Genomic DNA, 13902 nt, shown 5'->3' on the forward strand with positions numbered 1-13902 from the left:
AAACTCTGAATAAAAAAGCATCCAGTCCAGTTAAACCGTTATTTAAAATTTTCTATATCGGCTAACCAGTCTTGATTCATACTAGTTTGCTCGCCCGTTTGCATATTTTTAATACTGATTTTTTGCTCATCAAGCTCTTGCTGAGCGATGATAACGGTCAAACGTGCTCCTGACTTATCAGCTTTTTTCATTTGTGCTTTTAAGCTAGTCGCACTAGCCATCTTAATACGCAAATCTGGACGCTGGTAGCGCAAGTTTTGGGCATAAATCATACCCGAGCTATAAACCTCAGGGTGAGTGACAATAAATACGTCACAAGCGGCCGTTTCTGCAAAAGGCGCTACCGCCTCTATTAGCAACAATAAGCGCTCAAGACCCATAGCAAAACCTACCGCCGGTTCGGACTGGATAGGCTTGCTATTTGCTTGGCTGTCCTGGTTACGGCTATCGGTAGATTTTAGCTGACCTACAAGACCGTCATAGCGTCCACCTGCACAAACTGTGGCTTGGCTACCTAACTTATCAGTGACCCATTCAAAAACTGTCTTATTGTAATAATCAAGACCACGAACTAGATGCGGATTTATCTGGTAATCAATACCTAAGCCATCTAAATAAGCTTGCACTTGCTCAAAATGGGCCATACTTTCTTCACCCAAAAATTCAGCAAGCTTAGGAGCATCCACTAATAACGCTTGAGTACTCGCCTCTTTACTATCTAAAATACGTAAAGGATTAGTAGTTAATCGGCGTTTGCTATCTTCATCTAATAAGTGCTGTTTGTCGGTCAAATAAGCGACTAAAGCATCACGATAAGCATGACGCTCATCGATCTCGCCTAAGCTATTGAGCTGCAAGCTCATTTCGTCTTTTAGACCCAAGGCTTGCCACATCAAATGAGTCATAGCAATCAATTCGGCATCAGCATCCGGTAAGGCGCTACCAAAACTCTCAACACCTAGCTGATGAAACTGACGATAGCGGCCTTTTTGCGGGCGCTCGTAACGGAACATCGGACCGATGTACCAAAGCTTAGGAGTATCACCACGTAATAGATTATGCTCGATAACGGCACGTACAGCACCCGCAGTACCTTCAGGGCGTAAGGTAAGCGGTGTCGGTGGATCAGACTTATCGACAAAGCTATACATCTCTTTTTCGACAATATCAGTTGCGCCACCAATAGCTCGAGCGAAAAGATCGGTCTGCTCAACGATAGGCAGTCGGATATGCTGATAGCCGTATCTACTCATTACTTCGGCTAAGACCTTTTCTAACTGCAACCATTGCGCTGATTGATTCGGCAAAATGTCGTTGAACCCTTTTATAGCTTTAATCATGGTGCGCTTATATCCTCAAATTTTAATCAGTATTACTATTATTATTTTATGTACGAGCTTTAAATAAAATCTATTATTAAAGCAGCTGTGTTTTTAAAACCACTTTAGCTATTATTTAACCCGAATAATCTCATTTTCACGAGCTTTTTCTAGCACTGCTGCATGGGCGCGAACCATACTTTCGATTTCATCAACTAAGTTATCCGTATCGATAAGATGACTCTTTGTACCCATGCGATATACTAGCGACCGACGTGCCGCACCTACGATACCAATATCAGCTTCTTTGGCCTCACCTGGACCGTTGACCTTGCAACCAATTACTGAAAGATTCATAGGTTCACGTACATCTTCTAAACGCGCCTCTAAAGCAGTCATCACCCGAATAACATCGAACTCTTGACGTGAGCAACTAGGACAAGCAATAAAATTCACTCCATTAGAGCGAATATTTAGCGACTTTAGGATATCAAAGCCAATTTTGATTTCTTCTTCCGGCTCTGCGGCTAAAGAGATGCGAATAGTATCACCGATACCATCTAATAGCAGACCACCTAGGGCAATAGCCGACTTAACGGCCCCTGTTCGGTAGACACCAGCTTCTGTTACCCCAAGATGTAATGGGTTGTCGATTTGTGCTGAGATTAAACGATAAGCATCTAAAGTCAAAAACACGTTACTGGCTTTGACCGAGATTTTGTATTGATCAAAGTTCAAACGTTCTAATATATCAATATGACGCATGGCAGACTCAAGCATAGCCTCGCCAGTTGGTTCGGTATATTTGCGCTGGATCTCTTTTTCTAATGATCCGGCATTGACCCCAATACGAATAGGAATGTTGTGATAACGCGCACAAGCCACCACTTCACGAACTTTAGCATCGCTACCGATATTACCAGGATTGATACGTAAGCAGTCAGCACCAGCTTCGGCAACGGCTAAGGCAATCTTATGATCAAAATGCACATCAGCGATTAGCGGTACATTCACTAATTTGCGAATCTTTCCAAAAGCAGCAACCGTCTCCATAGTTGGAGTCGATACTCGCATAAGATCTGCACCGGCATCAACGCAACGTTCGATCTGAGCTACTGTTGCAGCTACATCACAAGTATCCGTATTGGTCATGCTCTGCACGCTAATCGGTGCATCGCCGCCAATCGCAACATCACCAACGTATATTTTTTTAGTGACACGACGGTTAATAGGGGCTGACGTTGACATATAAAATCCTTGGTATAAGCAAATATAATAGTAACAAGCAATTTTGATTAAACGGTATTCAAATGGCTATCACTCTATCATTAAACGTTGAGCAACAGCAGTTGATTATTCTGACTACGGCTAGTGATTGGTCATAGCCTTGTCCAATCGTAAACTGTTAGCCATCAATAGCGGACGCCGAATATATTAACCAACTAAGGCGTCAATGCAAAGCTGGCTTTTTTACCCGTTGCATACTGCTCTAAAGCCACTGGCTGCTGATTAAGAGATAATTCAACATTGTCGATATTATCGATAACAATATTAAAAGGGGGTTGTCCTGATAACTGATAATCACCTTTAGTTTGCTCACCGCTAATTAGACTAGTACCAGTAGCATCAATGACCCCTACTGAAGCGGCATCTGTCAGCTTAAGTTGTAATGAGGCATTGTCTGCGGCTGTGGCTGCAGCCCCTAAATTCAATGCTGAACCTGAAGCACCAACGCTGTCATCAACACCGTCAAGCGCCGCCCCTTGCGTTTGTTCAGTAGCAGTTATTTCTTCTGCTACTGGCGCAGGCTGTTGCTCATCTTTAGCAGCATTAGTCACCATCCGAAATAAAAATACCGCTAAAACAATAAGCGCAATAGCGGCTATTATCAGTAACGGATTAAAGCGAATACGACTACGGTCATCACGTTGCAAAGTGCCCATAGGACGCAACAACGATTCCGTATTATTCATTGAGCGTGGTTTAAGCTCATTGGGATAAACACTATCAAAACTGCTAGCAATCTTTGCTGGATCTAAACCCAAAAACTTAGCATAATTAATGGCAAAACCACGAGCAAATGCAGCTTGCGGTAATTCACTAAAACTTTCACTTTCTAATGCTTGCAGATGGCGCTTTAGAATAAATAGTTCGCCTGCCGCCTCATCTAAGCTCACTTGCTTATTCTGGCGGGCTTGCTGCAACATGGCACCGAATGATCCCTGAGCATCTGATTGATTGGTCGATAATGGGTTGGTCATTTCCATGGTGCCTCTGGATTATTAAGCCAATTTTTGAGTTGTGTTGCTTCCTCACTTAAAGGAAAAGCGGAAAGTAGCTGCTGTGCTAGTTGTTGGCGCTTACTAATATCATTTTGAGCGGCAGCCAACTTTATACCTTGTAGTAACAGACGAGGGCTAATGCCTTGTCTGTTAACCAATATCAAGGTTTCATCATAAAGCCGTTGCGCTTGGGTAACCTGCTGTTGTTCAAGCAACAGATCAACTAGCTCAATATGAGCAATCAAACTATTAGGGTTACCCTCTAATGCTCGCAAAAAAGCTTTAGCCGCTGCTGGATGGTTATTCAGCTGTAAATAAGTGCGTCCTAGATTTTCTAAAGCGCCAATACGACCCTCATAACCTAACGCAGAACCAGCAATCTCAAATTGGCTTAGCGCCTCATTATAACGTTGCATCTGTGACAGATAAACACCGTAATTATTACGGGCCTGTTCAAAATCTGCATCTAGTGCTATGGCTTGTTTAAAATACTGGTCAGCCTTTACAAGATTGAGTCGGCTACCTTCTTGCTGTAATAAAACGCCCATCATATCATAGGCTGGCGCATATCGGCTATCGGCAGCAAAAGCTTTTTCGAGGTGGCGTTGAGCGGCATCCAGCTTATTTTTACGGATGTATTGCGCTGCCAGTGCAGTGCGCACCCGAGCTATTTGTTTTTTGTCTAAGTTGCGGTTATTGCTCGGCTCAGTCGAGGTCTGATAGGCAGTACCCCCTGTTAAGCTACCAGTTGAAGTGCTTTGGCAACCAGTCAATACTAAAGCCAACACTACACTAGCGGTCAGCATACCTTTAGCATTGAGCTGATAGTAATTTGTAAAAATCATCATAGCCGCCATCATAAAACTGTAATTTAACGAAACATCAGTTTAATAGATTTAACCTCAATAAGCACAATTTAGTTGCTATTAATTTTGTTGACTACATATCTATTACTATAATGATAAACAAATGACATCAATTAATCGGTTGTAACGACTAGTACAGCCAAATATTATCACCTCAGTTCAGATTAAGGTCAACTTAAGTTCAGCGAACTAAATCGCTAAACTTTAGTGGCTGTCTATTCATCGGTTGCTACTGTAGTGCGATCTTTGATGCTTTGTTGCCAAGCTGCTGAACGCCTAGTACGATCGGCTACTTGCCCGACCAATTGCCCACAAGCAGCATCGATATCATCGCCACGGGTCTGACGAATAGTACAGACGAAGCCTGCTTCGCTAAGAATATTACTAAAGGCATGGATGCGATTATTACTCGACTTCTCGTAACCTGCATGCGGAAAAGGATTAAAAGGGATAAGATTAACTTTACTAGGCAAGTCACCTAGCAGCGCTACTAATTGCTCGGCATGCTCATTGCTATCATTGACCCCATCTAGCATCACATATTCTATAGTTACGTGTTTTTTGTGGCGTGGATTCACATCGAACACATAGTTTCGAGCAGCAGCCATTAGCTCACTTAACGGATATTTTTTATTGATTGGCACTAGCTCGTTACGCAGCTCATCATTAGGTGCATGTAGAGAGATCGCTAAAGCGACATCGATGTCTTGGGCCAGCTGATACATTTTTGGGACGACACCCGACGTTGACAACGTGACACGGCGCTTGGATAATCCGTAAGCATGATCACTGAGCATTAGCTCCATCGAGCTAACGACTGGCTTGTAGTTTAGCAACGGCTCGCCCATGCCCATCATGACCACATTAGTCACTTGATTGTCCCATAAACTATGGTCAACCCCTGCCAAGCTATCTTGATCGTCAGTCATATAAGAGGCATTAGCCACCCATAATTGACCTAAGATCTCAGCAGCGGTTAAATCACGCTCAAAGCCCTGCTTCCCCGTACTACAAAAGCTGCAATCAAGCGCACAGCCTACTTGTGAGGAAACACATAAAGTCTTACGGCCGTTTTCTTTGCTGTCATCTGCTGGTATTAGTACGGTCTCTACTAGCGAGCCGCCAGTCACTTCAAACACCCATTTACGCGTACCATCTTCGCTATATTGACGGTGAATAACTTTTGGTGGCGTCACACAAGCATTGAGCGCTAACTTATCTCGTAAGCCTTTGCTCAAGTTAGTCATTTGCTCAAAGTCAGTCACCCCTTGCTGATAGATCCATTTGATCACTTGAGTGGCACGAAAGGGTTTCTCACCGATGCTTTTGAAATAATCAGCAAGTTGTGCTTGCGTCATACCCAATAGATTGGTTTTTGCTTGTGCCTCGTCCAATAGCTTAATGCTATTGCTGCGCTTGGCAGGTGTATGGGTTGATACTGGCTGCGCTGATGTGGTATCTGTGATAGTTGACATTAGGGTGACCTTTTTACATGAGTATTAGCTCATGAATAGTTATAAATTAGCAATCCGTTGTAAGCTGGGTTGACTCTTTAATAGTTTAAGACTGACTATTAATACTGGCTGGTACTACTGACCAGCGACACTGATTAATACAGCATTGTGCTTACATAGGATTGATAACGCTTAGTAAATATTTACAGCTATAGATAAAACGTTTATTAAGCGCTCAGGTAGTAGTAATGAGGCAAGTGCCGATGAATTTCAATCAACTTAGCTTTTGACATTGCTAATAGCTGTTAACTCGTTAAAACTGGCTAGTAGCTACTAAAAGCCATCCTAACTCATCAAACAACAATGAGTGAAACGGCTTATACCCATAAGATATAAGCCGTTTCACCTTACTGCTTATTAATACTACAGCTATCACTGTTACTCTGCTTATCTGTTTAGCATAGTAGTAACGAGTTAATAGCCATCTGTATTAACGAGTGCGAGCACAAACTTCTTCGTCATTGAAGAAGTAGCTGATTTCACGCTTAGCTGATTCAGCTGAATCTGAACCATGAACCGCGTTTTCATCGATGCTGCTAGCAAAGTCAGCACGGATAGTGCCTTTTTCAGCGTCTTTTGGGTTAGTTGCACCCATGATTTCACGATGCTTAGCGATAGCATTTTCGCCCTCTAACACTGATACTAATACTGGACCTGACATCATAAAAGATTTTAGATCATTATAAAATGGACGCTCAGCATGCTCAGCATAAAAACCGCCAGCTTTTTGATCATCGAGTTGCATCATTTTTGCTGCTACGATTTTTAGACCCGCTTGTTCAAAACGGTCATAGATAGCACCAATATTATTGCCAGCAACAGCGTCAGGTTTGATGATAGATAGCGTACGTTCGATAGCCATAAAAAGCTCCTAATGAATGATTATTAATAATAAAAATACGACGGTTATACGTGCTTGTTGATCAAAGTATTGACTTAGGCTATTTACGATTGCCGATATAAATCTACACCATTAGCCAATCAGATCAGCCAAGCGCGTCAATAGATGATTGCTGACCATTATAATGATTGACGCTGTAAATGATAGGGTTTGTTTAACAATTTAACTTTTTTCAAAATAAATTAAACAGTCATTAGCTTAACTAAAACTCGTTTATAGTGTTATAAAAAGCTCAAAACCTATCGCTTTAACCAATAAAAACCCCATGCTATTAACATAGGGTTTTTATTTTAAATAATGATCAATGCCATTAATTAAGCATCATACGGATCGCACTTAAGCATCATAAGGATCACGTAGTACGATAGTCTCTTCACGATCTGGACCCGTTGAAATGATATCCACTGGGCAATCGATCAAGGCTTCGATACGCTTGATGTAGTTTTTAGCATTTTGAGGCAGATCATCATAGTTAGTAACACCAACCGTAGACTCGCTCCAACCTGGTAGAGTCTCATATTTAGGGGTTACTGACTCATAGAACTCAGCATCATGAGCACCAGCAAATTCAGTATCTGGCACATCATAACCAACACCGATTAGCAGCTCTTCTAAACCATCGAGTACATCAAGTTTAGTCAAGCAGATACCTGATAACGAGTTAAGCACTACTGCACGGCGCAATGCTTCCGCATCGAACCAACCACAGCGACGAGCACGACCGGTAGTTGCGCCAAATTCGTGACCAACTTTAGCCAAATGAGCACCAACATCGTCAAACAGTTCAGTCGGGAATGGACCACTACCAACACGAGTAGTATAAGCTTTAGTGATACCTAAGACGTAGTCTAAGTACAACGGGCCAATACCAGTACCTGTTGATACGCCACCAGCAGTTACGCTTGAGCTTGTTACGAACGGATAAGTACCGTGATCGATATCAAGCAAAGTACCTTGCGCCCCTTCAAACATCAAGTTCTTGCCAGCAAGGCGCAGCTGATTAAGATCTTCGGTTACATCAGTAACCATACCTCTAATCTCTTCTTTCCATTCTTTACAAAGCTTTAAGGTCTCGTCAAAATCGATACCTTCCACTTTATAATACTGAGTCAATTGGAAGTTATGATATTCGATAAGGTTACGTAGCTTTTCTTCTAAGTCATCACGGAAAAGATCGGCAAGCTTAATAGCACGGCGAGCCACTTTGTCTTCATAAGCGGGACCAATACCACGACCAGTAGTACCGATTTTGCCACTACCACGTTTGGCTTCACGGGCTTGATCGAGTGCCACATGATACGGCATGATAAGAGGACAATTAGGTGAGATACGCAGGCGCTCACGTACTGGCACATTATTATCTTCTAACTCTTTCATCTCTTTCAATAGCGCGTCAGGCGCTAGTACTACGCCATTACCGATAAAGCAAGTAACGCCTTCGCGTAGAATACCTGATGGAATTAGATGCAGAACCGTAGTTTTTCCATCGACTACTAGCGTATGCCCAGCATTATGACCGCCTTGAAAACGTGCTACGGCTGATGCTTTTTCAGTCAGCAAATCGACGATTTTACCTTTGCCTTCATCGCCCCATTGGCTACCTAAAACTACGACGTTCTTACCCATAATGAATCCTTACAATGATGTATTGAAGTGTACGATAACGATTTAGAACTACTATTAAAGCAAAAAAGTTACTGCTTGCTAATTATTAGTTAATGACTATTTAATAAAGTCCTTAAAACATAATAAAAAAGCATATAAATTAGTTAAAGTGCTTTGTACTTGAAAAGTGCTTTGTACTTGAGCAGCCCCCTACTATATAGCGGTCAGCTGCCAGTTATTATCCAGCAAACTTAGACGATGTGTAAGATCCGTCGGACAGTCATCTACAGACAGCGGCATAGTGACATAGTAGCCTTGTTGACGTAAGTCAGACACTTGCTGCTGCAATGCTTGTCGTTGGGTGCTATCAGCACTATTGATATCAGCAAAATCCACGACTACCACTTTTGCCACATCAAGCTCAATATGCGCTAATAGACGACTGATATCCATACTAAAACCGGTCGCTTCACGGGGCTGCTGGTTTTGATCAGAGCTATTACGACTTTGCATACCATCAAAACGTCCGCCCCTAACTAATGGCTGGGTTTCGCTATTGATATAACCGTTAAAGACAATACCAGTATGATAATGATAGCCGGACAATTCGGTGACATCGATACTCACTTCACACTGCCATTGATGTTGCAAATGGTCTTTTAGGCGTTGCAGCTCATCGGCTGCTTCCGCTATTTCACTGTCTTGCTGTGCAGTATCAGACAATTTAGCCAATAGCTGCGTCATGTCATGACCAAAACGAGCTAAGGTATAAAAATCAGCGCCCATTTTTAGACTTTGACAGACCCGTTTTAACTCCGGCAAATTCTTATTAGCATATAAGTGCATTAATTGTTCAGTATCGCTATTAGACAACTGTGCCAATACTGATAAGCGTTTGAATAGCGCTACATGGCCTAAGTCCACATGCAAATTAGCACTCATATTCAGGCTATTCACTAACGTAAATAGTACATCTATCAGCTCAATATCAGCGCTTAAAGAGGCACAACCGAATATTTCAGCCCCTAGCTGTAAAGGCGTCCGTGAGCCAAATAGTCCAGTAGGTAAAGTGTGAATCACATCACCGGCGTAACAATAGCGTGCAATACCTTGCCCACCCCAGTGCGCATCAATACGCAAAATCTGTGGAGTAATATCCGCCCGCACACCCATTAATCGACCAGTAAGCTGATCAATAATCTTAAAGGTTTGGCGTTTTAGATCTTCTGAAGCTTCACTAAGTAATGACTCAGTGAACTCAATCATTGGCGGGGACACTAACTGATAACCATGACCAATCAGCTGTTGAGTAAGCTTATAACGCAGCATTTCTTGCTTTTGCGCCTCTGCAAACAATACATCGACCACACCATCTGGTAATAGCCAGCTATTGGCAACTTCGCCAGTAAAATTACTTAGGTGAAAGTTACTTAAATAGGGAACAGAGTCAGGAGTAGCAGAGTTAGAACTGGCAGACACAATAAATCCTTGTTTGGCATAGCGTTTACCTAAAAACGCAGCTCTATAATAGGGCGTTACGGCACAATGTTATTATTAATAACATAAAGTCTTCTATAATCTTAATACTTTTTAATCTTGATATTTTTTATCAGCTTGTGATCCACTTCCTATCAGCTTAGCTTTTAAACCTATTACTGAAACTTAGTACGGCAAATCAGTAGTTAAGCCTTAGCACAGCATTAACACCTTAATAGAGCATCAATACTGTTTCCTAATCTAGTCTCAATATGCCAATTTTGACACAAGAAATTATAAACCCAAGTATAAAAACTGAGTGATAATTAAGTAAGGAGTAAAGATTAGGATGATAAAGCAACTGAGTAAAGCCAATTAGGGATCAATAAACTTTACGCTTCAGTTTAGCATAGCAACTAAGCTTCGCCTAGTAACAATTATAGCCAATATTGCGCTTATAGAGTATAAGTCCTCTATACTTTGCGCTTGCTTATTTTAGTAACCCTCATAGCTTTAACCATTACAAACCCTATGTTATACGAGCCTAAGGATAAGTCGACCTACATTATTAGCGCTACGCCGTCTCCCTAAACTCATGGTACACTAGCGCATAATTTTATTGTACGAAATTGTGCAACTATTACCTACTTATCTTGGAAGCCTTATGTCAATTGATCACCATCCTAATCCCGCTATTAACCAGACTAACGTACTGGGAACTGACCTTGCCAGTTGCTGTTTTGACCCTATTACTGGCTATTATCGCAACGGCTTTTGTCATACTGGCAATCAGGATGTTGGACAGCACACCGTATGTGTGAAGATGACTAGCGAGTTTTTGAACTTCTCTGCTAGCCGTGGTAATGACTTGATCACCCCTCTACCTGAATATAACTTTCCTGGTCTTAAGCCAGGTGATTATTGGTGTGTCTGCGCCTTACGTTGGGTTGAAGCCTTAGATTTTGATATTGCTCCTCAGTTAAAACTAGAAGCTTGTCATGAGAGCTTATTGACTTTAGTTGATCTGGAAACCTTAAAAAGTTACGCACTATAGTTATATAGCTATTTCTGTTACTAAGTAGCGGTTATCAGAGGAGGGTGTATGAAAAATGATAACGATTTATCCATTAGAGCGACTACTCACGTTGCACCTGAGTCTAATACTGAGCATATTTACTCAGATGTAGTGGATTATGATAGCTATATCTATGGCGATGTTGATGCCACGCTAGAAGATACGCTTGAGACCATGACGGTCTACGATCCTGATGCTGAACGCTACGAAGATATCGATACTTCAAGCGTAGGTGAAGTGGTTAATTGCTACTCCTATTCGCGCAAAACAGGTGAGCAGCTTAATAATTTAGAGCTTAGCGAAGTGAGTAAAGCTTTGACTAATAATAACCAGTTTATTTGGCTTGGGTTATATGAACCTAGCCTACAAACTATAGCAAAAGTACAAAACGCTTTTGAGTTACATGAGCTGGCGATTGAAGATGCTTTTGCTGAGCATCAACGTGCCAAAGTTGAAAACTATAATAACGATACGATATTTTTAGTAGTACGTACTGCTAAGCTTGATGATAATTTTATACGTTATGGAACGACAGCGATATTTATGGGTAAGAATTACCTAATAACTATTCGTACAGGACCCTCTAACTCCTATGCCCCAGTACGTGACCATTACCACTTGCGTCCAGAAAAGCTACGTATGGGGCCTATTTTTGTACTGCACGCTATCCTCGATTTCATCGTTGATAACTATATGCCGGTCACCGACCGTTTAGGCAGCTATTTACGTGAGCAAGAGCGCCATATCTTCACTTACGAGTTTAGTAAAAGTACCCTTAAAAACTTATATGAGCTTAAATCGCAACTAGTACATATGCGCGCTGTCATTTTGCCCGTACAAGATATCTGCAACTTCTTTATTAACCATCAAAAAAGCGACCTTATCCCCGCCTTCCCTAATGCGGCTAAGCCCTACTTTCGTGACGTCAATGATCATCTATTGCGCGCCTTGGATGCGGTCAACGGGCTCAACGAGATGTTAAGCTTAGCGATGGATACTTATATGGCAATGGTCAATATGGGCCAGAACGAAGTGGTACGTAAGCTGGCGGCTTGGGCGGGTATTCTAGCCGTGCCGACAGCAGTAGCTGGGATCTATGGCATGAACTTTGACTTTATGCCTGAACTGCATTGGCAGTATTCTTATTTTGTGATTTTATTATTAATTGCGGCACTCTGTAGCTATTTATACTATAACTTTAAGCGTTTGGGCTGGCTATAAATTTAAATCTGTAAAATCCTTGCTGTAAAAACTTGATACAAAAAAGGGCTAATATATCAATTAGCCCTTTTTTTATATCTTAGTAACGCTGATAAACTATTAGCGCTATGGGTAGTGAGTTAAATAGCTGCTGATTTTTCAGCGGCATCGACAGTCTGACGAATTAAGGTATTAATAGTCATTGGTCCTACGCCACCAGGTACTGGAGTATAAGCGCTAGCAATAGCACTTATGCCCGCAAGCTCAATATCACCTACACCGCCATTATCAGTCGGATGGAAGCCTGCATCAATCACTACTGCACCCGCTTTAATCCACTCAGCCTTAATCAGCTCCGGTATGCCAACTGCGCCAACGATGATATCAGCACGCTTAACATGAGCGGCTAGATCCTCAGTGCGCGAATGGCAGATAGTCACAGTACAGTTAGCGTTGAGTAGCATCATCGCCATTGGCTTACCAAGTATAGGACTACGACCGACTACTACTGCCTCTTTACCTGACAGCTCGATATTATAGTGCTGCAATAAGTGCATGATGCCTTGCGGCGTACAAGAGCCAAAAGCTGACTCATTCATACTCATACGACCAAACCCAAGGCAAGTCACCCCATCGACGTCTTTTGCCAAATCAATTTGCTCAAAGCAAGCACGCTCATCAATATGACTAGGGACCGGATGCTGCAATAGAATGCCATGCACATCTTGATTACTGTTAAGCTCATCTATTTTTGCCAGTAGCTGCTCTGTAGTAGTAGTGCTTGGCAATTCCACCTTCATAGAGTCCATACCAACGCGCTTACAAGCATTACCTTTCATACGCACATAAGTCGCTGAAGCAGGATCAGCACCAACCAAAATCGTTGCCAAAATCGGTGTGCGTCCGGTTTTTTGTTTAATTGCATCAACGCGTACGCATAACTCTTGTTCTATTTGTGCAGCAAGTGCTTTGCCATCTAATACAATAGCCGTTTCTTGAGCGGTCGACATAGTAACTCCAATAGATAAAGCGATAGAAACAGGGGTTTTATAAAGGATAGTATTGTACCTACCTTGCAACAAAAATCCTAGTAACAAGCCCTATTTAGCTTGAAATCTAGCAAATTTTTACTACTGAGCCCTAGCTTTTAAACCTTATTTTTGAGCACTTCTAACCGCTCAGATAGCTCACAAGTTTGAGATTGAAGGGATAATAAGGTATTCTTATGAATTACTAATGTTACTTATATTTAACGTAGTTGTAGTTTTATTTATCAATAGTAAGAAGATCATCGTTTAAAAACAGGATCATTTTTAGTATTGAATTCACTAATTATTATATATCATTTGCAATTGGTGCCATGTTTTGTACCAATTCGCTTATCGCAGCAGATTGATTCAAGGGTTAGACCTACCTCAATTAGTCTTAGCTGTCAGCATTAACAATAGTCTACTTACTCTATCCTTATTAGCGCTTATCTATTAAACGCTTAGTCAAACGTGCTTATTTATTAAGTACTTATTATCGGTTGTCATGACAACATATATTAGTATCAACCTGATGGTTATGCTTTTTGCAGACGCTCTTAATGATCGGTGCCTGTGCGGTTTATAGCGCTAGCATTATTGAGGGCTAATAAGTGCTTATTACTTATTAGCGGTAGA

The 13902-nt window shown here is 41.7% G+C and carries 11 protein-coding genes; 2 read left to right on the forward strand and 9 right to left on the reverse strand.

What is annotated here, in order from left to right; genetic code table 11:
- Window positions 1–38: 38 nt before the first annotated feature.
- The 8 genes from hisS to KZA12_RS09475 form a co-directional block, all read right to left on the reverse strand.
- Window positions 39–1340 (reverse strand): histidine--tRNA ligase, encoded by a 1302-nt coding sequence (gene hisS / locus KZA12_RS09440; RefSeq protein ID WP_201622550.1) that lies wholly within the window; start codon window positions 1338–1340, stop codon window positions 39–41.
- A 111-nt stretch (window positions 1341–1451) separates the two neighbouring features.
- Entirely contained in the window at window positions 1452–2567 is a 1116-nt protein-coding gene (gene ispG, locus KZA12_RS09445; RefSeq protein ID WP_201622551.1) for a flavodoxin-dependent (E)-4-hydroxy-3-methylbut-2-enyl-diphosphate synthase, read from the reverse strand.
- 194 nt (window positions 2568–2761) lie between these two features.
- A complete protein-coding gene (locus KZA12_RS09450; protein WP_256932913.1) occupies window positions 2762–3580 on the reverse strand; it encodes a helix-turn-helix domain-containing protein in 819 nt (272 codons plus the stop codon).
- The gene (gene pilW, locus KZA12_RS09455; protein WP_256932914.1) at window positions 3577–4449 is read right to left on the reverse strand and encodes a type IV pilus biogenesis/stability protein PilW; all 873 of its coding nucleotides are present in this window, start codon (window positions 4447–4449) and stop codon (window positions 3577–3579) included. The genes KZA12_RS09450 and pilW overlap by 4 nt, the downstream gene beginning before the upstream one ends.
- A gap of 233 nt (window positions 4450–4682) precedes the next feature.
- Window positions 4683–5942: a 23S rRNA (adenine(2503)-C(2))-methyltransferase RlmN gene (gene rlmN / locus KZA12_RS09460; protein ID WP_218690084.1), complete on the reverse strand. Its 1260-nt coding sequence runs from the start codon at window positions 5940–5942 to the stop codon at window positions 4683–4685.
- Between the two features lie 469 nt (window positions 5943–6411).
- Window positions 6412–6843 (reverse strand): nucleoside-diphosphate kinase, encoded by a 432-nt coding sequence (gene ndk, locus KZA12_RS09465; RefSeq protein ID WP_201622555.1) that lies wholly within the window; start codon window positions 6841–6843, stop codon window positions 6412–6414.
- A gap of 375 nt (window positions 6844–7218) precedes the next feature.
- Entirely contained in the window at window positions 7219–8508 is a 1290-nt protein-coding gene (locus KZA12_RS09470) for an adenylosuccinate synthase (protein ID WP_201622556.1), read from the reverse strand.
- Between the two features lie 192 nt (window positions 8509–8700).
- Complete coding sequence (locus KZA12_RS09475) at window positions 8701–9966, reverse strand: ATP phosphoribosyltransferase regulatory subunit (RefSeq protein ID WP_373416610.1); 1266 nt, start codon at window positions 9964–9966, stop codon at window positions 8701–8703.
- A 661-nt stretch (window positions 9967–10627) separates the two neighbouring features.
- Here KZA12_RS09475 and KZA12_RS09480 point away from each other — a divergent pair.
- Both KZA12_RS09480 and corA read left to right on the forward strand, forming a co-directional pair.
- Window positions 10628–11017: a DUF2237 family protein gene (locus tag KZA12_RS09480; protein ID WP_201622557.1), complete on the forward strand. Its 390-nt coding sequence runs from the start codon at window positions 10628–10630 to the stop codon at window positions 11015–11017.
- Between the two features lie 48 nt (window positions 11018–11065).
- Complete coding sequence (corA, locus tag KZA12_RS09485) at window positions 11066–12259, forward strand: magnesium/cobalt transporter CorA (RefSeq protein ID WP_201622558.1); 1194 nt, start codon at window positions 11066–11068, stop codon at window positions 12257–12259.
- Window positions 12260–12378: 119 nt separating this feature from the next.
- Here the strand turns inward: corA and folD are convergent, their stop codons facing one another.
- The gene (gene folD, locus KZA12_RS09490) at window positions 12379–13248 is read right to left on the reverse strand and encodes a bifunctional methylenetetrahydrofolate dehydrogenase/methenyltetrahydrofolate cyclohydrolase FolD (protein WP_218690085.1); all 870 of its coding nucleotides are present in this window, start codon (window positions 13246–13248) and stop codon (window positions 12379–12381) included.
- Window positions 13249–13902 lie beyond the last annotated feature (654 nt).

The organism is Psychrobacter sp. BF1, assembly GCF_019279065.1.
Classification (GTDB): domain Bacteria; phylum Pseudomonadota; class Gammaproteobacteria; order Pseudomonadales; family Moraxellaceae; genus Psychrobacter; species Psychrobacter urativorans.